Source organism: uncultured Methylobacterium sp., from assembly GCF_964242245.1.
Taxonomy (GTDB): domain Bacteria; phylum Pseudomonadota; class Alphaproteobacteria; order Rhizobiales; family Beijerinckiaceae; genus Methylobacterium.
In genome coordinates this window covers 1-19,710 of sequence record NZ_CAXTBY010000077.1, presented here as the reverse complement: position 1 = coordinate 19,710, position 19,710 = coordinate 1, and the positions used below count along the sequence as shown (strand labels likewise).

Here is a 19,710-nt window from a genome sequence, read left to right as displayed (position 1 = left end):
CCTTCGGCTTCGTCTCGCCGGCCAAGATCAAGGTGTTCGAGCGTGCCCGCCTCGACGAGGCCCGCACCTGGCTCGCCGCCGCGTAGGGCGGCGCGCCCTTGCCAGCGCCGCCTACTGCGCCTGCGCGGTCAGGGTTGTGCTGCGCCGGGCGGTCCAGCGGCCCGAGCAGAGCGCGGACACCTTCCACGTGCCCGCGCCGCCCTGCGCCTGAAGCCGCCCCGAGGCGGCGCCGCTGGCGCCGCCGTTCGACACGCTCAGGCCCACCGTGCCGTCCGGCCCGACCCGGCCGCTCATCCGCGTGCCGGGCTCGGCGGTCGAGGCAAGCTGCACCTGCCCCTCGCGGATCGCGACCGCGTAGCTGTAGCGGGCGCTACACAGACCGCTCTCGGTGACGAGTTCGACCGCCCAGGTGCCGTTGTAGGCGCCCGGCTCCGAGGCGCCCGACGCGGCGACCGCCGGTAGCGACAGGCCGGCGGCGAGGGCAAGAACCGTGAGCGTCTTCGACATGCAGCCAACCTCGGAGGGGATGTTCGTTCGACCGCCGCCCAGGACGCGGCGCGGATGCGTCGGTATCGTCGATCCGCGCTGAACGTCAGGTGATCGACGGAAGCGGCGAGACTATGGCACCGGCTGATCTGTCCTCGCTCAAGCTTTGCCGTTCACGACAGTCTTCCGCAGGAACTCCAGCCCATGCCGATTCCCCCTCGTGGGCTTGCGGATGCACACATCGCTCCACGCGATCCGGGAAGAGCGCAGGTCCCCTCTCCCGTTCGGGAGAGGGACAGGGTGAGGGATGAGAACGCACCGGATACGGCACGCCCCTCACCCCAGCCCTCTCCCCCTGGGAGAGGGGGCCGCGCAGTGCTTCGCCCGATCCACGCAGCACCGGTCTCAAGATGTATGATACGGTTTCCGGCTGATTGGTTCGGGGGGCGGCGCGCCCCGTAACCCGTAACCCGCGCGTCCTTCCCTTTCCCCTCTGCGGGAGAGGGCAAGGGGCGCTCCAGGGAGCCCAAGTCGAGAGGTGCTCCCCCGACGGTGACGGATGCCTTCGGTGACGCGGCATGGCGCGAGGGCGTCGCGCCCGGGTCGTGATGCGCGTCACCCGCTGCGCAGATCCGGTCGAGCCCAAGGCATCGGGCAGGCGTCACGAGATCGACCAGCAGGAAAGGCGACCGCGTTCCCCCGTTGCGAACGATGGCGACGGCGGCCCGCGCCTCAGTCGGTCAGCGCGCGCGCCTCCTCCGGCAGCATGATCGGAATGCCGTCGCGGATCGGGTAGGCGAGCTTGGCCGAGCGGCTGATCAGTTCCTGGCGCCGGGCGTCGTATTCCAGCGTCTCCTTGGTCAGTGGGCAGACCAGGAGTTCGAGGAGCTTCGGGTCGACGCGGGTCGCCTCGACGGGCGGCAGGTCCTGGGTGGCGATGTCCTGGGTGGTGATGTCCTGCTCCATGTCCGGTCGTCTCCAGGGCGCGGTCGCGGGTTCGTAGCGGAGGAACGACGCCGCGTCACTGCATCGTCGACTCGGGGCTGGAGCCGCGCACCATCTCCATCTCGGTGACCGCGACCAGGATCTCGGCGCGGGTCTTCAGGTCGGCGGCCTCCAGCATGGCCTGCTTCTCGCGCACGCCGAAGGGGCTCATCATGCACAGCGCGTTGACCAGCGCCTCGTTCGGCGCCTCCTCGATCCCCGCCCAATCGACCTTGAGGTCGTTCGAATCGACGAAATCGCGCAACGCCCTGAGCACGCCCTCCCGGTCCACCGCGTCCTCCCCGGCGCGCGCCGTGAAGTCGACGGCGAAATCGTCGTAGGACACTTGGCAGCGGCGATAGGCGCTGGCCGAGGCCAGCTCGCTCTCGACCCGGAACCGGCTGATTCCGGTGAGCGAGACCAGGTAGCGCCCGTCGCCGGTCTCCGCGAACTGGGTGAGGCGGCCGGCACAGCCGACACGGTAGAGCTTCGGGCTCATCGGCGACGCTCCGCCCTCGGCATCCGGCTGGATGATGCCGATGACCCGGTCGGTGCGCAGCGCGTCGTCGATCATGGCGAGGTAGCGCGGCTCGAAGATGTTGAGCGGCATCTGCCCCCGCGGCAGCAGCAGCGCGCCGGGCAGCGGGAAGATCGGAATCACCGACGGGCAGTCGGCCGGCCCCTTGTAGCCCGCATGCGTACTCATGGCGTCTCCACCGGCCTTCCTGACGCGAGCCTCCAACACATGGTCTTCATGGAGCCGATCCGTCGTCTTCTGCGTCGATGTGCCTTCAGGCGGCAGGCCGCCGACATGGCAGCCGGCAGGCGCCGCGTCGGACCACTCTCAGGCGAACAGGAGCGTCGAGAGCTTGCGGCGCCCGCGGATCGCGGCCGGGTCCATCGGACCCCAGGCCTCGAAGAACTGGAGCAGTTGCTTGCGCGCGCCGTCCTCGCTCCAGGTCCGGTCGCGGCGGATGATCTCGATCAGGTGATCGACCGCCTTCTCCCGCTCGTTGCGGGCGTTGAGCCCGAGCGCGAGGTCGAACCGGGCCTGATGGGCGTTCCCGTCGGCCTCGACCTCGGCCTGAAGGCCGGCAAGGTCGCCGAGCGCAGCCGCCTGCTCGGCCAGCTCGATCGCCGCCCGGATGCCGGCGAGGCCCGGATCGGACGCCTTCTCCTCGGGCACCATCGCCAGCACCTGCTTGGCGTTCTCCAGTTCGCCGGCGTCGAGCTGGATCTTGGCGAGGCCGGCCAGCGCCGCGACGTTGTCGGGCTGCTGCCCGAGGACCGCGGCGTAGAGTTCGGAGGCGCCGGCAAGGTCGCCCTCCTCGAGGGCGAGGGCGGCCTCGGCCATGACCCGGTCGATTTCACTCGGACCGGCCAACCGATCGAAGAACGCCTTGATCTGGGCCTCGGGCAGTGCTCCCTCGAACATGTCGACCGGCCGGCCCTGATCGATGGCGACCACGGCGGGAACGCCCTGAAGGCCGAGCTGCTGGCCGATCTGCCCCCAGACGGCCGGGTGCTCGTCGACGTTCATCTTCACGAGCACGACCTTGCCCCCGGCCGAACGGACCATCGTTTCCAGAACGGCCGCGAGCGTCCTGCTCGACGGTGCACGCGGTGACCAGAAATTCACCAGCACCGGGCGGTTCATCGACTCGGCGATCACGTCCTGACGGAAGCCGGCCGTGGTCGTGTCCCGGATGAGGTCAGGCGCGGTGCCCCGGGGGGCGTCCGTGGCGAGCGTGTCGTTGAGCATGCGGTGCCGGGCCTTGGAACTTTCTTCGTCGGACCCGGTACATGGGACTCGGCACGGCGCCTGACCAGTCCGGCCCCGGGCCCACGGCACTACTGCGCGGGCGCTCCGGGGGCGGCCTTGGCCTGCGTCACGAAGGTCCCGGCAAAGGCGCGGCTGTCGGACGCCGTGGCCTCGCAGGTGATCGCGGTCCGGCCCGGTGCCGGCGTCGAGAACCGGCAGGCGCCGACAGCGGGCAACGGGTTGCGCACGACGCCCTTCTCGCTCGACGTGCCGGTGGTGACGAGGTTGATCGGCTGGAGCGGGTCGGTGTCCTCGGTGCGCTCCTGCTGGGCGCCGGTGCCGCTGAAGCTCAGGGTGCGGCCGTCCGCGGTGGAGAAGTCGAAGGTCGTCCGCCGTCGCTCGGCGGTGTTGCCGAGCACGCCCTTGCACGCGGCGGTCGCGTCCTGTCCGGCGATGACGAGCGTCTCGCAGGTGCCGTCGAGCTGCACCGCGGCCTGGGACCAGGCCGGTCCGGCAAGCGCCAGCGGCGCGGCGGCGAGGGCGAGGCGGCGGAGGATCTGGCGTGTCGTCATGGGGCGAATGTAAGAGGCCGCCGGCATCCGTCGAGACCGCCTCACGCGCCGAAGCGCGAGGCGCGGTCGTTGGGTGCCGCGAAGTCGAGGTCCGGCCCGAGGGGCACGATGCCGGTCGGGTTGATGGTCGGGTGGCTCTCGTAATAGTGCCGCTTGATGTGCGTGAGGTTCACCGTGCCGGCCACGCCCGGCAGGGCGTAGAGGTCGCGCAGGTAGTTGGAGAGGTTCGCGTAGTCCCCGACGCGCCGCCGGTTGCACTTGAAGTGGCCGACGTAGACCGCGTCGAACCGCACCAGCGTCGTGAACAGCCGGATGTCGGCCTCGGTGAGCCGGTCCCCGCAGAGGTAGCGCGTCCGGGCAAGCCGGGCCTCCAGCGCGTCGAGTTCGGAGAACAGGGCGGTGAAAGCCTCGGCGTAGGCGGCGCCTTCCGTCGCGAAGCCGGCCTTGTAGACGCCGTTGTTGACCCGGTCGTAGACGCGGGCGTTCACCGCGTCGATCTCGGCGCGCAGGTCCTCCGGGTAGAGGTCCGGCCCGGTGCCGCCGAAGGCGCCGTTCAGCATGCGCACGATCTCGGCCGACTCGTTCGAGACGATGGTGCCGCGCGTCCTGTCCCAGAGCACCGGGACGGTGACCCGGCCGGTATAGGCGGGGTCGGCCGCGAGGTAGACCTCGTAGAGGCGGGACGCGCCGTTGACGGGGTCCGGCGTGGCGCCGGGGGAGGCGCCGAACACCCAGCCCTCCGCCCCCATGTGCGGATCGACCACCGAGACCGAGACCGCGTCCTCCAGGCCCTTCAGGGCGCGCACGATCAGGGTGCGGTGCGCCCATGGGCAGGCGAGTGAGACGTAGAGGTGGTAGCGTCCCGGCTCGGCCCTGAACCCGCCCTCGCCGGACGGGCCGGGCGCGCCGTCGGCGGTGACCCAGTTGCGGAAGGCGGACGCCTTGCGCTCGAAGCGGCCGCCGGTCGCCTTCGTGTCGTACCACCGATCCTGCCACACGCCTTCGACGAGCAATCCCATGGGGTTGGTCCCTTCTCTTCCAGGTCCGTCCGTGCGTCGGCGGACGGCGGTCTACACGGCGATGAAGAACCGCAAGGCGTCCGACAATTGCCGCATGCAAGGGTCTTTCAGGCGGCCGACGATGCCGTGCATGTCGCGGCGGCGCACGGTGGCGATCTCGTCGACCTTCGCGCGCCGGAACCTCTCACGCAACGTAGGCCGCCTGCAACCTCCGCCGGGAAGTCCACGAACCGGATGGCCCGACGCTTGCTCGGCGCGATCTGCGATCCGCGACGTCGAGGCACGGAGCATCACGAATCCATGTCGATGGCCCTTGCGATGCCGCTCGTCGAAGCGACCGTGTTCACCGGGGGCTGCGCCGTGATCCATGCCCTGCGGCGTCACGCCGACCGGGTCACGATGGTGCTGGCCGGCCTCACCGTGCTCCTGGTGCTGCTGGTCGGCATCGGCTGCACGCCGGATAGCTTTCTCACCGCGCAGGCCGGCGGCCTGATCGAGGAGACCGGCGCCGTCCAGCCGATCGACTGATGGGAACGGTCAGCCGATCGGCGGCGGGGACGGTGCTGCGCCCTGCCCCGTCCTGCGGCCGGCGGCGACGTCGAAGTCGTCGGCGGGCAGGCGGGCGAGGAAGCGCTCGGCCAGCTCGAACAGCAGGATGTCGGGCCTGACCCGCTCGATGTAGGCCCAGTCGAGGCTCGACGACCAGACGAAGTGCAGTTCCGCGAAGCTCTCGGCCAGGAGCCCGGTGAGCAGGATCGGCGCGAAGTGGGCGTAGGAATCGCCGAACAGCACGACGCGGCGGGGGTCGGCGGCCGGGTTGTCGTTGCGGTACACGGCGTGGGCGCCGACGTGGAGTTCCTGCGCGCGTCCCTGCCCCTCGTAGGCCGCGAGCAGCGCCCCGGTCTCGACGCGCACGGCGTCGCGCTGGACCATCGCGAAGGCGACGTGCTCCGCCGGCCGGCCGGCGAGCTTGTCGCCGAGGTCCATCACCCGGGTCTCGCCGTGGACCGGGCGCGTGCCGATGTCGGCGGGCGGCACGGCGGCGACCGCCCGCATGACCGAGCGATAGGCGAGCAGGCATCCGTGCGCCGACCAGTGCGTGTCGGTCCGGAGGTAGAGCGGCTCCGGGCCGTCGCGGGCGGCGCGGAACGGGGCCAGGAGGTCGAGGTAGGACGGCTCCCCGGCAAGCCGCCGGGCGAGGCGCCGGGTCGAGGCCCTGGCCGGGTCGTAGGGCAGGTCGCGCGTCATGTGATCGTAGACCGACAGCTTCTCCGGCACGATCACGTGAACGCACCGGATGCCGAGGCGGGCGGCGCGCGCGGCGCGGGCCTTGATCAGCCGGGTCCAGCCGCGCAGGACCCACCATTGGCGCAGGCCGCCGCGGTACTGGTCCATGACGCTGTTGCTGCCGCCCGTGAGGAAGAGCCAGCCGTCCCGCCCCTCGTGCACGGTGTCCCACCGCCTGGACAAGAGGGGACGCTTCGAGACCATGGCCGGTGCTTTAGCCGCAGCCCGCCGCGCGCGAAAGGCCGGAGCCGGCGCCCCGTTCGGGGCGTTCGCCGTCCATGAATGCCGCCGCACACGCACCGTCCAAACACGCACCGTCCAAGTCCGCCTCCGTCGAGCCCGCGCCCGTCCGGCCTGCGCGCGCGTGGCGCCCGCGCCGGGTCCTGGTCACGCCCGCGGCCCTGGAGCACGCCCACGGCCGCGCGATGCTGGCGCGGGCGGAGCACCTCGGCCTTCCCGTCGAGCGCCTCGCCGCCAACCGCCTCACCGGCCTGCGCGGGGCCGACCCGCGCCGGGCCTACGCCGAGGCGAAGGCGACGCTGGCCCTCGTGGTCGCGCCGCCGACCAAGCTCCGGCTCCAGCCGATCCCGCCCTCGGCCGACTGGCGCTTCGACCTCGCCGAGGGCTGCCCGGCCCACTGCCAGTACTGCTACCTCGCAGGCTCCCTGTCGGGGCCGCCGGTGACGCGGGCCTACGCCAACCTCGACGCGATCCTGGACAACCTCGCGGGCTACCTCGGCCAGGGCGCCATCACCTCGGCGCAGGCGGCGCGGGCGCGGGAGGGGACCACCTTCGAGGCCTCCTGCTACACCGATCCGCTGGGCATCGAGCACCTCACCGGCTCGCTCTCGGCGGCGATCCGGCACTTCGGGGCCTGGGAGGCGCCGGTGCAGTTGCGCTTCACCACGAAGTTTTCCGCGGTCGCGCCGCTGCTTGAGCTCGCCCACAACCGGCGCACCCGCATCCGCTTCTCGGTCAACGCCCGGGCCGCCGCCCGCTACGAGGGCGGCACCGCAAGCCTCGACGAGCGCCTGTCCGCCATGGGCGCGATGGCGAGGGCGGGCTACCCGGTCGGCCTCACCATCGCGCCGATCCTGCCCGTGCCGGGCTGGCAGGAGGGCTACGCCGGGCTGATCCGCGACGCCGCCGCCGCCCTCGCGGGCGTCCCCGACCTCGACCTGACGGCGGAACTGATCACCCACCGCTTCACGCCGGGCTCCAAGCAGGTGCTTCAGGGCTGGTATCCGGGCTCCGACCTGCCGCTGGACGAGGCCGCGCGCACGCGCAAGCTCACGAAGTTCGGCTCGGTGAAGTACGTGTTTCCCAAGGACCTGATGCAGGCGATGCGCGAGAGCCTGACCGCGGCGCTCGCCCGCGACCTGCCGGCCGCGCGCGTGCTGTACTGGACCTGATCGAACCCCGTATCCTCCGCCCCGCGCCGTCGCCGAAGGCCCGCATGTCCGAACCGCCGCTCCAGCCGCCCCTGATCCTGACGCTCGCCTTCGACGCGGACACCTTCGCGCACTTCGACGGATTGCGGCGGCGGCACTTCCCGGAAAACCTGAATTTCATCCCGGCGCACGCCACCCTGTTCCACCACCTGCCCGGCGAGGCCGAGCGCGGCGTGATCGAGACGATCGCGACGCTCGCCCGCACGATGCCGGCGCCGGAGGTGGCGGTGACGGGCTTGCGCTTCATCGGCCGCGGCGTGGCCTACAGCCTCGAGTCCGAGGCGCTCTCGGGCTTCCGCGCCAAGCTCGCGCGGGCCTTCGACGGCCACCTCACCGCGCAGGACCGCCAGGGCTGGCGCCCGCACGTGACCGTGCAGAACAAGGTGTCGCCCGAGACCGCCCGCGCGCTCCACGCCGCGCTCCAGCACGGCTTCACGCCGTTCCGCTTCACCGCGCCCGCCACGCTGCTGTGGCGCTACCTCGGCGGGCCGTGGGAGGCGCGGACGCGCTTCGCCTTCGGAGAGAACGGGTGAGCGGGATGGAAGGCTCGGCGGACGGAACCGGGGTCGAACATCGCCGCGCATTCCCTCCCCCCTCTGCGGGGGAGGGTGGGCCCCGCGTCAGCGAGGGTCGGGAGAGGGGTGCGCGCTGTCCGGATGCGGCGCACCCCTCTCCCGACTTAGCTCGCGGGCCACCCTCCCCCGCAGAGGGGGGAGGGAAGACGCGCGTTTCCGTCATCGTCGGCCGTCGGATCTCCACCCGATGAGGGCGCCGGAGACCCTGCGCCGCCGCCCCGTCCTCACGCACGCCACCGCCGTGTGGCTGCGCCTGCGCCTCAACGAGATCGGGCCGCTCGCCGCGCTCATCGCCGTCAGCGGCCTCGGCTACGGCTTCCTCGCCCTCGCGCACGAGGTCGGCGAGGGCTCCACCGAGGCGCTGGACCGCAAGATCCTGCTCGCCCTGCGCAACCCCGCCGACCTCGCCGACCCGATCGGGCCGCGCTGGCTGGAGGAGACCATGCGCGACATCACCGGGCTCGGCAGCGTCTTCACCATCGTGTTCCTGACGGCGGCGGTGGCCGCCTACCTGATGCTGACGGGCAAGCGCCGGGTCGGCTGGTTCGTGATCGGCGCGGTCGGCGGCGGCGAACTGGTCTCGACCGCGCTCAAGGCCGTCTACCACCGCCCGCGGCCGGACCTCGTGCCCCACGGCATGGAGGTGTTCACGGCGAGCTTTCCCAGCGGGCACGCGATGATGTCGACGATCGCCTACCTGACGCTCGCGACGCTGCTCGCCCGCATCGAGCGCCGCCGGCGCGTCAAGGCGCTGGTGCTCGGCCTCGGCGTGACGATGAGCCTGCTCATCGGCCTCAGCCGGGTCTACCTCGGCGTGCACTGGCCGAGCGACGTGGTCGCCGGCTGGTGCGTCGGCGCCGCCTGGGCGGCCCTGTGCTGGTTCACCGCCCTCCAGCTCCAGCGCCGGGGCGAAGTCGAGGCGCCGGACCCGCCGCCGGTGTGAGGGTTCAGCCGGCGCGCATCACGAACGCTTAACCATGATCGAACGCGCCCGTCCCTACCCGCTTTACATGGAACAAAACAAGAACAAAATAAGCACCGTAGCAAGGGAGGCGACGGACATGCTCAAGCGGATGGTCCTTACCGGCATGGCGGAATTCATGGCCTTCGGGCTGCTTGCGGCGGCGGTGGCGGCCTGGGGGATAGCCCTGGCCCCGATCCGTTAGCGGGTGCTGCGCGTCGCCGCCCGATCCGCGGCGCGCCCTGAGTTGCGCACAGCAAACATCGGATTCCGTCGCGAAGGGCGACGAGATGCCGCCCGCCGTGATGCCGCGAGGGCACAGAGCGGTGGACATCGCCTCCGGGCTCGCTCCCGATGATCGACTCTTAACGCCCGACCCGCGATCCTGCCCACCCTCCAGCAAGGTCGGTCATGGCGCGCGAACTCAGGGAGGTCGGATTCGTCCACCTCCACGTCCACTCCTCCTACTCCCTGCTCGAGGGCGCGCTGAAGGTCGCCGACATCGTCAAGGCCGCGGCCGGGGACCGGCAGCCGGCGCTGGCGCTCACCGACACCAACAACCTGTTCGGCGCGCTGGAATTCTCCGAGAAGGCGGCGGGCGCCGGCGTCCAGCCGATCCCCGGGATGCAGATCTCCGTCGCCTTCGAGGCGGGCGACCCGGCGGGGCGCGGTGGCCCGATGCCGAGCCTCGTCGTGCTGGCGCAGGACGAGGCCGGCTACGGCAACCTCCTGCGCTTAGCGAGCCGCGCCCACTTCGACAACCCGCTCGGCGAGGCGGCGCGCGTCTCGGTCGAGGCGCTGGCCGACTCCGCCGCCGGCCTGATCGTGCTCACCGGTGGGCCGACCGGCCCCCTCGACGCGGCATTGCGGGCGGGCCGCCCCGACCTCGCCGCGGCGCGCGTCGAGCGGCTGAGGTCGATCTTCGGCGAGGCGCACCTCTACGTCGAGGTGCAGCGCCACGGCCTCGACGACGAGCGCCGCGTCGAGGCCGAGCTGCTGCGGATGGCCGACCGCCTCGGCCTCTCGCCGGTCGCCGCCAACGAGCCGTTCTTCGCGCGTGCCGACGATTACGACGCCCACGACGCGCTACTGGCCATCGCCGACGGGCGCCTCGTCTCGGACGAGCGCCGCCGCCGGCTGACCCCGCGCCACGGCTTCAAGACGCGGGGCGAGATGGCCGAGCTGTTCGCCGACCTGCCGGACGCGCTTCAGGCCAGCGTCGAGATCGCGCTGCGCTGCGCCTGCCGCGTGCGCACCCGCAAGCCTATCCTCCCGAACTTTTCGCGGGTTGCGGCGCAGGGCGCGGCGGCCGATGCCGCGGGCGGCCCGGCCGCGATCGTCGCCCTGAGCGAGCCGGACCAGTTGCGCCGGCAGGCCGAGGCCGGGCTTGACGAGCGCCTCGCCCGCCACGGGCCGGCCGAGGGCTTCACGGAGCAGACCTACCGCGACCGTCTGGCGTTCGAGCTCGACGTGATCGTCAACATGCAGTTCCCGGGCTACTTTCTGATCGTCTCGGACTTCATCACCTGGGCCAAGGCCCACGACATCCCGGTCGGCCCCGGCCGCGGCTCGGGCGCGGGCTCGCTCGTGGCCTACGCGCTGCTGATCACCGACCTCGATCCGCTTCGCTTCGGCCTGCTGTTCGAGCGCTTCCTCAACCCCGAGCGCGTCTCGATGCCGGACTTCGACATCGATTTCTGCGTCGAGGGCCGCGAGCGCGTGATCCAATACGTCCAGGAGCGCTACGGCGAGGCCCAGGTCGCGCAGATTATCACCTTCGGCACGCTCCAGGCGCGCGGCGTGCTGCGCGACGTCGGCCGCGTGCTGGAGATGCCCTACGGGCAGGTCGACAAGCTGACCAAGCTCGTGCCGCAGAACCCGGCCAACCCCGTGACCCTGGCCCAGGCGATCGAGGGCGAGCCGAAGCTCCAATCGGCGATCGCCGAGGAGCCGGTCGTCGCCCGCCTGATGGCGATCGCCAGGAAGCTCGAAGGGCTTCACCGCCACGCCTCGACCCACGCTGCCGGCGTCGTCATCGGCGACCGCCCGCTGGAGCAGCTCGTGCCGCTCTATCGCGACCCGAAGACGGGGATGCGGGTGACGCAGTTCAACATGAAGTGGGTCGAGGCCGCCGGCCTGGTGAAGTTCGACTTTTTGGGACTGAAGACCCTGACGATGCTGCGCTGCTGCACGGATCTGCTCAAGCAGCGCGGCATCGTGATCGACCTCGCCGACCTGCCGCTGGACGACGTAAAAACCTACGCGCCGATGGGGCGCGGCGAGACGGTCGGCGTGTTCCAGGTGGAATCGGCCGGCATGCGCAAGGCGCTCTGCGAGATGCAGGCCGACCGCTTCGAGGACATCATCGCGCTCGTCGCCCTCTACCGGCCCGGCCCGATGGCCAACATCCCGGTCTACTGCGCGCGCAAGCTCGGGCATGACGCCGGCAACGAGGCGTCCTGGTACCCGCACCCGAAGCTGGAGCCGGTCCTGCGGGAGACGTTCGGGATCATCGTCTACCAGGAGCAGGTGATGGAGATCGCCAAGCTGCTGGCCGGCTACTCGCTCGGTGAGGCCGACATGCTCCGGCGCGCCATGGGCAAGAAAATCCGCGCCGAGATGGACGCGCAAGCCGACCGCTTCGTGAAGGGCTGCACCGAGCGCGGGCTGACCAAGCCCAAGGCGCACGAGATCTTCGACCTGCTGGCGAAGTTCGCCGATTACGGCTTCAACAAGAGCCACGCGGCGGCCTACGCCCTGCTGACCTACCAGACCGGCTACCTCAAGGCGAACTACGCGACCGAGTTCCTCGCCGCCGCGATGACGCTCGACATCGACAACACCGACAAGCTCGCCGAATTCCGCCAGGACGCGCAGCGCCTGAAGATCACGGTCGAGCCGCCCTCGATCAACACCTCGGGCGTCGGCTTCGAGGTGCACGACGGGCGCATCCGCTACGCGCTCGCCGCGATCAAGGGCGTCGGCCGCGAGGCGGTGCGCTCGATCGTCGAGGCGCGGGGCGCGCGCCCGTTCCGGGACCTCGGCTGCCTCGCCCGGCGCCTGAACGCGCGCCACGTCAACAAGCGCACCCTGGAGAGCCTCGCAGCCGCCGGCGCGCTCGACTGCATCGAGCCGGACCGCGCGCGGGCGTTCGCGGCGGTCGAGGCGATGATGAAGCTCGCGCAAGGGGCGGCCGAGGCCGAGACCGCCGGCATCGGCGACATGTTCGGCGGCGTCGTCTCCGAGACGGTGTCCCTGCGCATCCCGCCCCACGAGTGCTGGCCGATGGCCGACAAGCTCAAGCGCGAGTACGACGCCATCGGCTTCTTCGTCTCGGGCCATCCGCTGGACGAGTACGGCGACCTGCTCGCCAAGCTGCGGGTGCAGAGCTGGGCGGAGTTCTGCCGCTCGGTCCGCGCCGGCACGTCGAGCGTGGGCAAGGTCGCGGCCTCCGTCCTCGACCGGGCGGAGCGGCGCACGAAGACCGGCAACAAGCTCGGCATCGTCACCCTGTCGGACCAGACCGGGCACTTCGAGGCGATCATCTTCTCGGAAGGGCTCGGGCAGTACCGCGAGATCCTGGAGCCGGGCCAGCCGCTGGTGCTCCAGCTCCAGGCCAGCGTCGAGGGCGAGGACGTGCGCGCCCGCATCCTCCAGGCAGAGCCCCTCGACGCCGCGGTCGCCCGCTACCAGAAGGGCATGCGGATCTACCTGCGCGACGGGCGGCCGATCGGCCCGGTGCAGCAGCGCCTCGCCGTCCGCGGCGAGGGCGAGGTCTCCCTGATCCTGATGCTGGACGGCGACCGCGAGGTGGAGGTCAAGCTCCCGGGCAAGTACCAGGCGACCCCGCAGATCGCCGGGGCGCTGCGGGCGGTGCCGGGGGTGGTGCAGGTGGAGGTGAACTGACGCGCACGGGGCGCGCGGGCCGCCGTCGTTTTACCGGGCGTCAACCACGTTCGACCGGAACGCCTGCCGACATCCCGTCATGTGCGTCCGCGCAACGTCGTCAAAACGGATCGGTCCTAAACAGCCTCGCTTAACCGAGCGGGACGAGGGCGATGCGGTCGAAGGTGGTGCTGATGCTGACGGTGATCGTCTACCTGACGACCGGGCGGGCGCCGGGATTCCGCGAACTGCGCAACCCGGATTCCGAGCAGGCGGGCGGACGCGTCGCCATCGCGCTGAAGCGCGGCTGGATTTAGGTGGCGGCGGCGCGCGCCCGCAGGCGTTCGGCCACCAGCGCCTGAAGGCTCCACAGGTGGCGGTCGCGGATGCCGAGCGCCTCGCAGGCCTCGACGGTGCGGAACAGGTACTCGGCGCTCGGCCCGACATGGCCGCAGGCGGCCGCGATCTTCTCGGCGATCTCGGCATCCGTGAGCCGCCCGGAATAGCGGTCGCTGGCGCGGTTGACGAGGAAGGTCAGCGCCGAGACGGTGCCGGCCTCCGTCGCGACGGGGAGCCAGCGGGCGACGTAGCCGCGCCCGCGCATCTCCCGGCGCCAGACCGGCATCAGCGCCTCGCGCACGTCGATGCCGGGCAGGCGGAAGGCGACGCCGCGGCACAGGCCGCCCCGATCAAGCGCAAGGACGAAACCAGGGCGTTCCGGCGTGCCGCGGAAGCGCCGCTGGAGCAGGCAGAAGCGGCGGTGGAAGCCGCGCACCGTGCCGATCCGGCGCTCGGAATAGGCGAATTCCGGCCGCCACATCAGCGAGCCGTAGGCGAACACCCACAGGCCGCCGCCGCCCGCGTGCCGCGCGACGATCGCGTCGAGGCCGGGCTTCAGCTCCGCGTCGGTCATCACCTGGAGCGCCGTCTCGTCGTCGGGCACCGGCACGGAATGCGCGCGGGCGATGAGGTCAAGGGTCAGGGCGAGGGGTCTTGGCATCGCTCGGCCGGGAGCAAGGACGGGGCTGGGGACGGCGCGGTCCGGCCCGGGTCATCCCTTCGCGTTGCCGAGCGTCTCCAGTTCCGGGAACGGTTCGGTCCTGTGGCCCTGGCAGACCTCGTCGTCGTCGATGACGGTGAGGGTCGCCGCGTCCGCGCGGATCACGAGCTTGGGCCGCTCGGCCTTGCCGAAGGTGCGGCCCTTCATGTGGCTCGACACGCACCAGAGCGTGCGCCCGCCATCCTCGAACGGTCCCGCGATGCGGCTCGACTCGAAGCGGACCGGGAGCAGCGAGACCGAGCCGAACGGCACCTGCCTGAGCGCCAGCGCCGCGATCTTTTCGCGAAGGGTCTTCGGCGCCTGCGTCACCGTGGAGGCGGGGGTCTCCCCACGGGCCATGCACCCGCCGACGGCGACGGCAAGGGTGAGCAGCGCGGCGGCTGGATGGATCGTGCCCGGCATCGAAGAACCTCTCTCCCGATGCGAAATTACCGCGGGCGGCCGCCTTCCGGAAGCCGACCGGGCCGCGGCGCGTCGCAAAGCTCACGCAACCCACCGGAAACCCCTATCTTGCCCCGATGCAGTGGAACGATGACGCCATCGTGCTCGGCGTGCGCCGGCACGGGGAGACCGGGACCGTCCTGGAGGCGATGACCCGGGGGCACGGGCGCCACCTCGGCCTCGTCCACGGCGGGCGCTCGCGCCGGATGCAGCCGGTGCTCCAGCCCGGGAACCTGCTGCGCGCGACGTGGCGGGCGCGCCTCGACGATCGCCTCGGGTCCTTCGCGGTCGAGCCCCTGGAATCGGCCCTGTCCCGGCTGATCGGCTCGGGGCTGGCGCTGTACGGGATCGGTCACGCCGCCGGCCTGCTGCGGCTCCTGCCCGAGCGCGACCCGCACCCCGAACTGTTCGAGGCGGCTCGCGTGCTGATCCAGCACCTGCACGACAAGACCATCGCGCCGCCGCTGATGGTGCGGTTCGAGCTGGCGATCCTGGCCGAGCTCGGCTTCGGCCTCGATCTCGGCACCTGCGCGGCCACCGGCAGCAACGACGCCCTGATCTACGTCTCCCCGAAAAGCGGGCGCGCGGTCAGCGCGTCCGCCGGCGAGCCCTACCGCGACAAGCTGCTGCCGCTGCCGGGATTCCTGCGCGCCGGGGGCCGGATCGAGGGGGCCGACGCGGTGCGGAACGGCTTTACCTTGACCGGCTACTTCCTCAACCAGCACATCTGGGAACCGCGGGCGCTGCCCGCCCCGGAGGAACGCGCACGATTCGTCGCGGCCGGCCTGGATGCCGACCCCTGATGTTCGTGTTATGTTCCACGTGAAACAAGGAACGGAGCCGTGATGGGCCAGCCCTTCGAGCCGCCGGGCGGGGACGGCATCCAGAGCGTCGAGCTGAAGTCGGCGCTGGAGGAGCGCTACCTCGCCTACGCGCTCTCCACGATCATGCACCGCGCCCTGCCGGATGCCCGCGACGGGTTGAAGCCGGTGCATCGGCGCATCCTCTACGGCATGCGGCTGCTGCGCCTCGACCCGAACACCGCGCACAAGAAGTGCGCCAAGATCGTCGGCGACGTGATGGGCGACTTCCACCCCCACGGCGACCAGGCGATCTACGACGCGCTGGTGCGGCTCTCGCAGGACTTCGCGCAGCGCTACCCGCTGGTCGACGGGCAGGGCAACTTCGGCAACATCGACGGCGACGGCCCGGCCGCCTACCGCTACACCGAGGCGCGGCTCACCGAGGTCGCCCGCCTGATCCTCGACGGGTTCGACGAGGACACGGTCGATTTCCGGCCCTCCTACAACGGCGAGAAGGACGAGCCCTCGGTCCTGCCGGCCGCCTTCCCGAACCTGCTCGCCAACGGCAGCCAGGGCATCGCCGTCGGCATGGCGACCTCGATCCCGCCCCACAACGCGGCCGAACTGTGCGACGCGGCCCTCTACCTGATCGCCAACCCGGCGGCGACGTCGGCCCAGCTCAACGCGTTCGTCCAGGGGCCGGACTTCCCCACCGGCGGCATCCTGATCGACTCGGCCGAATCGATCGCCGAGGCCTACCGCACCGGCCGCGGCGCCTTCCGCGTCCGCGCCCGCTGGGCCAGGGAGGATCTCGGCCGCGGCACCTGGAACATCGTCGTCACCGAGATCCCCTACGGCATCCCGAAGGGCCGGCTCATCGAGAAGCTCGCCGAACTCCTCCAGGAGAAGAAGCTGCCCCTGCTCGCGGACGTGCGCGACGAGTCGGCCGAGGACGTGCGCGTGGTGCTGGAGCCGCGCTCCCGCAGCGTCGACCCGGTGATCCTGATGGAATCGCTGTTCCGGCTGACCGAGCTCGAAGCGCGCGTGCCCCTCAACATGAACGTGCTCGTCGGCGGCCTCGTGCCCCGGGTGATCGGGCTGGCCGAGGTGCTGCGCGAATGGCTCGACCACCGCCGCGTCGTGCTCCGGCGCCGCTCGCAGCACCGCCTCGGGCAGATCGGGCGGCGCCTGGAGATCCTCGGCGGCCTGCTGATCGTCTACCTCGACCTCGACGAGGTGATCCGCATCATCCGCGAGGAGGACGAGGCCAAGCCCGCGCTGATGGCCCGGTTCGCGCTCACCGAGGTGCAGGCCAACGCCATCCTCGACACGCGGCTGCGGTCCTTGCGCAGGCTGGAGGAGATGGAGCTGAAGCGCGAGCGCGACGCGCTGACCCGGGAGAAGGACGGCCTGGAGGCCCTTCTCGGCTCGGAGCCGCAGCAGTGGAGCGCGATCAAGGCGCAGGTCCGGGCGGTCAAGAAGGCGTTCGGGCCGGAGACCAAGCTCGGCGCGCGCCGCACCACCCTCCAGAACCCGCCGGACACCGCCGGCATCGACTTCACCGCGGCGATGGTCGAGCGCGAGCCGGTCACCGTCATCGTCTCCGAGAAGGGCTGGATTCGGGCGCTGAAGGGTCACGTCGCCGACCTGTCGGCGGTGGCCTTCAAGGGCGACGACCGCGTCAAGATCGCCTTCCCGAGCGAGACCACCGCCAAGATCCTGGTGCTCGCCTCGAACGGCAAGGTCTTCACCCTGGAGGCCGCCAAGCTCCCCGGCGGGCGCGGCTTCGGCGATCCGATCCGCCTGATGGTCGACCTCGACGACGGCACCGAGATCGTCGCGGCGCTACCCTACCGGCCGGAGACCCGGCTGCTGATCGCCGGCTCGGACGGGCGCGGCTTCCTGGCAACCGCCGACGCGCTCGTGGCCAACACCCGCAAGGGCAAGGGCATCCTGGGCCTCGACGGCGACGCGAAGGCCGTGCTGCTGGTGCCGGCAGACGGCGACCACGTCGCGGTGTGCAGCGCCGACAAGCTGCTGCTGGTGTTCCCCGCCGCCGAGTTGCCGGAGCTCGTCCGCGGCAAGGGCGTGCGGCTCCAGCGCTGCCGGCAGGCGACGCTCGCCGACGCCTGCGTCTTCCCGCTGGCCGAGGGCCTGCCGTGGCGCGACGGGTCCGCCCAGCCGCGGCTCGCCAACGCGGGCGTGCTGGAGAAGTGGATGGGCCACCGGGCGGAGGCCGGCACGCTGATGACCCGCAGCTTCCCGAAGTTCGAGCGCTTCGGCCGGTAGGGCTTCATCCGATTGCCGGCGCGGGCCGCGGTGCCGCCCGGTGGCTCCCGGCGCTACGTCGCGTCGTGGAAGATGAGGCCCGTGGTGTAGCGCTCGCCGAAGCGCACGCGGCTGACCCCGTGGCGGAGGGTGACGCGGTAGGGGCCCCGCGTGCCTTGGACCGGGCGGGTGTGGACGGCGAAGATCACGGCCTCGCCGCGGGCGAGCGCGACCACCTCCGCGCGCGACTGCATCCGCGGCCGCTGCTCGGTCAGCACGAACTCGCCCCCGCCGAAATCCCGCCCCGGCTCGGAGAGCAGGATCGCCACCTGGAGCGGGAAGACGTGAGTCCCGTAGAGGTCCTGGTGCAGGCAGTTGTAGTCGCCCGGCCCGTACTTCAGCAGCAGCGGCGTCGGCCGGGTCTGGCCCGCGGCGTGGCAGCGCGCGAGGAAGGCGTCGTGCTCGGCCGGATAGCGGAGATCGAGGCCGAGCGTCGCGTTCCAGCGGTCGGCGACGGGTGCGAGCCGCCGGTAGAGGGCCGGGCGCAGCGCGGCGACCGCGTCCGGCAGGGGATGGGCGAAATACTTGTACTCGCCGCGCCCGAAGCCGTGGCGGGCCATCACCACCCGGCTGCGGAAGCGCGCCGCGTCGTCGTAGGACGCGCGCAGGGCGGCGCAGGCCGCCGCGTCGAGGAGCGGGCCGGTGGCGGCGCAGCCGAAGGCGTCGAGGTCCGCCTCGATCCGCGGCCAATCCAGGCCCGCCACGGCATCCGCGGGCGCGGTCACCGGTCGACGCCCTCGCGGGCGAGCAGGTCGCGCTTGCGCGCGATGCCCCAGCGGTAGCCCGAGAGCGCGCCGTCCGCCCGCACCACCCGGTGGCAGGGGATGGCCACCGCGAGCGCGTTCGCGCCGCAGGCCCGCGCCACCGCCCGCACCGCGCCCGGCACGCCGAGGACCCGGGCGATGTCGGTGTAGCTCGCCGTCGTCCCGGCCGGGATCTTTCGCAGGGCCTCCCAGACTCTTTGCTGGAAGGCGGTGCCGCCGATGTCGAGCGGCAGGTCGACCGGTCGGCCCGGCGCCTCGACGAGGCCGACCACCTGCGCCACCAGCGCCTCGAACCCGGCATCGCCCCCGGCAAGGTCGGCGTTCGGGAAGCGGTCTTCGAGGTCGCGGAGCAGGGCGTCGGGATCGTCGCCGAGCAGGATCGCGCATACGCCCCGTGCCGTGGCCGCCACCAGGACCGCCCCGAGGCTGCACGGCCCGACCGCGAACCGGATCGTCTCGCCCGACCCGCCCCGGCGGTAGGCCCTCGGCGCCATGCCGAGGCGCCCGGCAGCGCCCGCATAGAAGCGGCTCGCGGTACTGTACCCGGCCTCGTAGAGGGCGGCGGTGACGCTGTCGGCCCGCGGCAGGCCGGCGGCGACGCGGGCCGCCCGGCGCGCCTCGGCGTAGGCCCTCGGCGTGACGCCGGTGACGCCCTTGAACACCCGGTGGAAGTGGAACGGGCTGAGGCCCGCGGCGCGGGCGAGCGCGTCCAGCGCCGGCACGGTCTCGGCGGCCTCGATCAGGCGGCAGGCGCGGGCGACGGCCTCCGCCCGGCGCGCCCCGAGCGACGCCTCGTTCGGGCGGCAGCGCCGGCACGGGCGGAAGCCTGCGGCCTCCGCGTCGGCGCAGGTGGCGTGGAAGGCGACGTTCTCCGGCCGGGCCGCCCGGGACGGGCAACTCGGCCGGCAGTACACGCCGGTGCTGCGCACGGCGTAGACGAAGCGCCCGTCGGCGCTCGCGTCGCGGGCGGCGAGCGCCGCCCAGCGCGCCGCGTCGCCGGCCTCGCGGGTCGTCGGCGCTGTCTCGATCGTCGGCATGGCGGTCCTCCGAGGCTGGCGCGACCGGGCCGGGCCGGGCCCTCGCGTCCCCCGCAGACTGGGCGCCTTACGCGTGCCCGGCATCCCGTCCCTTGCTCCCGAATTCGGTTCGCCGCGTGGCTGAGAGACCGCGGCGCGGATGGGATTCCCGGACTCTCGTACGCGACGCGGCTCCCACACCCTTAGCGAGGAGGGATCGTACGGTTTCCGGTTGATCGGTTCGATTCCGCGCGCGCCCTCCCCCCCTCTGCGGGGGAGGGTGGGCCTCGCGTGAGCGAGGGTCGGGAGAGGGGAG

At 72.0% G+C, this 19,710-nt stretch carries 21 protein-coding genes and 1 pseudogene; 10 read left to right on the top strand and 12 right to left on the bottom strand.

Translation table 11 applies throughout. The features are described 5' to 3' along the window. Positions 1 to 86, top strand: a pseudogene (locus ACFE8Y_RS15255) (STAS/SEC14 domain-containing protein); the annotation flags it as partial. 25 nt (positions 87 to 111) lie between these two features. On the opposite strand, the gene ACFE8Y_RS15250 reads toward ACFE8Y_RS15255, so the two are convergent. The 7 genes from ACFE8Y_RS15250 to ACFE8Y_RS15220 form a co-directional block, all read right to left on the bottom strand. Then, on the bottom strand, positions 112 to 507 hold the full coding sequence (locus tag ACFE8Y_RS15250) for a hypothetical protein (RefSeq protein WP_375465235.1): 396 nt from the start codon (positions 505 to 507) through the stop codon (positions 112 to 114). A gap of 711 nt (positions 508 to 1,218) precedes the next feature. Next, positions 1,219 to 1,452, bottom strand: a complete 234-nt coding sequence (locus tag ACFE8Y_RS15245; protein WP_375465234.1) for a Trm112 family protein — start codon at positions 1,450 to 1,452, stop codon at positions 1,219 to 1,221. Between the two features lie 55 nt (positions 1,453 to 1,507). Continuing rightward, complete coding sequence (locus tag ACFE8Y_RS15240) at positions 1,508 to 2,176, bottom strand: LON peptidase substrate-binding domain-containing protein (protein WP_375465233.1); 669 nt, start codon at positions 2,174 to 2,176, stop codon at positions 1,508 to 1,510. 138 nt (positions 2,177 to 2,314) lie between these two features. Further along, positions 2,315 to 3,232: a tetratricopeptide repeat protein gene (locus ACFE8Y_RS15235; protein WP_375465232.1), complete on the bottom strand. Its 918-nt coding sequence runs from the start codon at positions 3,230 to 3,232 to the stop codon at positions 2,315 to 2,317. 89 nt (positions 3,233 to 3,321) lie between these two features. Next, positions 3,322 to 3,804: a hypothetical protein gene (locus ACFE8Y_RS15230; protein ID WP_375465231.1), complete on the bottom strand. Its 483-nt coding sequence runs from the start codon at positions 3,802 to 3,804 to the stop codon at positions 3,322 to 3,324. A 41-nt stretch (positions 3,805 to 3,845) separates the two neighbouring features. After that, positions 3,846 to 4,823, bottom strand: coding sequence for a glutathione S-transferase family protein (locus ACFE8Y_RS15225; protein WP_375465230.1), 978 nt, complete (start codon positions 4,821 to 4,823; stop codon positions 3,846 to 3,848). A gap of 51 nt (positions 4,824 to 4,874) precedes the next feature. Continuing rightward, positions 4,875 to 5,015 (bottom strand): hypothetical protein, encoded by a 141-nt coding sequence (locus ACFE8Y_RS15220; RefSeq protein WP_375465229.1) that lies wholly within the window; start codon positions 5,013 to 5,015, stop codon positions 4,875 to 4,877. 108 nt (positions 5,016 to 5,123) lie between these two features. Between ACFE8Y_RS15220 and ACFE8Y_RS15215 the strand changes: the two genes are divergently transcribed. Further along, positions 5,124 to 5,351, top strand: a complete 228-nt coding sequence (locus tag ACFE8Y_RS15215; RefSeq protein WP_375465228.1) for a hypothetical protein — start codon at positions 5,124 to 5,126, stop codon at positions 5,349 to 5,351. A 9-nt stretch (positions 5,352 to 5,360) separates the two neighbouring features. On the opposite strand, the gene ACFE8Y_RS15210 is transcribed toward ACFE8Y_RS15215, so the two are convergent. Continuing rightward, positions 5,361 to 6,314 (bottom strand): hypothetical protein, encoded by a 954-nt coding sequence (locus tag ACFE8Y_RS15210; RefSeq protein ID WP_375465227.1) that lies wholly within the window; start codon positions 6,312 to 6,314, stop codon positions 5,361 to 5,363. Between the two features lie 74 nt (positions 6,315 to 6,388). Here ACFE8Y_RS15210 and ACFE8Y_RS15205 point away from each other — a divergent pair, with 74 nt between their 5' ends. From ACFE8Y_RS15205 to ACFE8Y_RS15180, 6 genes are all read left to right on the top strand, one after another. Then, positions 6,389 to 7,522 (top strand): radical SAM protein, encoded by a 1,134-nt coding sequence (locus tag ACFE8Y_RS15205; protein WP_375465226.1) that lies wholly within the window; start codon positions 6,389 to 6,391, stop codon positions 7,520 to 7,522. A gap of 44 nt (positions 7,523 to 7,566) precedes the next feature. Then, positions 7,567 to 8,094: a 2'-5' RNA ligase family protein gene (locus ACFE8Y_RS15200; RefSeq protein WP_375465225.1), complete on the top strand. Its 528-nt coding sequence runs from the start codon at positions 7,567 to 7,569 to the stop codon at positions 8,092 to 8,094. 229 nt (positions 8,095 to 8,323) lie between these two features. Beyond that, positions 8,324 to 9,079, top strand: coding sequence for a phosphatase PAP2 family protein (locus tag ACFE8Y_RS15195; RefSeq protein WP_375465224.1), 756 nt, complete (start codon positions 8,324 to 8,326; stop codon positions 9,077 to 9,079). 34 nt (positions 9,080 to 9,113) lie between these two features. Beyond that, a complete protein-coding gene (locus ACFE8Y_RS15190; protein WP_375465223.1) occupies positions 9,114 to 9,302 on the top strand; it encodes a hypothetical protein in 189 nt (62 codons plus the stop codon). A gap of 206 nt (positions 9,303 to 9,508) precedes the next feature. Beyond that, the gene (dnaE, locus tag ACFE8Y_RS15185) at positions 9,509 to 13,003 is read left to right on the top strand and encodes a DNA polymerase III subunit alpha (RefSeq protein WP_375465222.1); all 3,495 of its coding nucleotides are present in this window, start codon (positions 9,509 to 9,511) and stop codon (positions 13,001 to 13,003) included. A gap of 152 nt (positions 13,004 to 13,155) precedes the next feature. Next, the gene (locus ACFE8Y_RS15180) at positions 13,156 to 13,299 is read left to right on the top strand and encodes a hypothetical protein (RefSeq protein ID WP_375465221.1); all 144 of its coding nucleotides are present in this window, start codon (positions 13,156 to 13,158) and stop codon (positions 13,297 to 13,299) included. Here ACFE8Y_RS15180 and ACFE8Y_RS15175 read toward each other — a convergent pair. Further along, positions 13,296 to 13,982, bottom strand: a complete 687-nt coding sequence (locus tag ACFE8Y_RS15175) for a gamma-glutamylcyclotransferase (RefSeq protein ID WP_375465220.1) — start codon at positions 13,980 to 13,982, stop codon at positions 13,296 to 13,298. The two genes, ACFE8Y_RS15180 and ACFE8Y_RS15175, sit on opposite strands and share 4 nt — an antisense overlap. A gap of 51 nt (positions 13,983 to 14,033) precedes the next feature. After that, on the bottom strand, positions 14,034 to 14,444 hold the full coding sequence (locus ACFE8Y_RS15170; RefSeq protein WP_375465219.1) for a hypothetical protein: 411 nt from the start codon (positions 14,442 to 14,444) through the stop codon (positions 14,034 to 14,036). A gap of 116 nt (positions 14,445 to 14,560) precedes the next feature. Here ACFE8Y_RS15170 and recO point away from each other — a divergent pair, with 116 nt between their 5' ends. After that, the gene (recO, locus tag ACFE8Y_RS15165; protein WP_375465218.1) at positions 14,561 to 15,286 is read left to right on the top strand and encodes a DNA repair protein RecO; all 726 of its coding nucleotides are present in this window, start codon (positions 14,561 to 14,563) and stop codon (positions 15,284 to 15,286) included. Between the two features lie 42 nt (positions 15,287 to 15,328). Further along, positions 15,329 to 17,575, top strand: coding sequence for a DNA topoisomerase IV subunit A (gene parC, locus ACFE8Y_RS15160; protein ID WP_375465217.1), 2,247 nt, complete (start codon positions 15,329 to 15,331; stop codon positions 17,573 to 17,575). 53 nt (positions 17,576 to 17,628) lie between these two features. Here parC and ACFE8Y_RS15155 read toward each other — a convergent pair whose 3' ends face one another. Next, on the bottom strand, positions 17,629 to 18,339 hold the full coding sequence (locus ACFE8Y_RS15155; RefSeq protein ID WP_375465216.1) for a 2OG-Fe(II) oxygenase: 711 nt from the start codon (positions 18,337 to 18,339) through the stop codon (positions 17,629 to 17,631). Beyond that, positions 18,336 to 19,415, bottom strand: a complete 1,080-nt coding sequence (gene ada / locus ACFE8Y_RS15150; protein WP_375465215.1) for a bifunctional DNA-binding transcriptional regulator/O6-methylguanine-DNA methyltransferase Ada — start codon at positions 19,413 to 19,415, stop codon at positions 18,336 to 18,338. The genes ACFE8Y_RS15155 and ada overlap by 4 nt, the downstream gene beginning before the upstream one ends. Between the last annotated feature and the right edge of the window lie 295 nt (positions 19,416 to 19,710).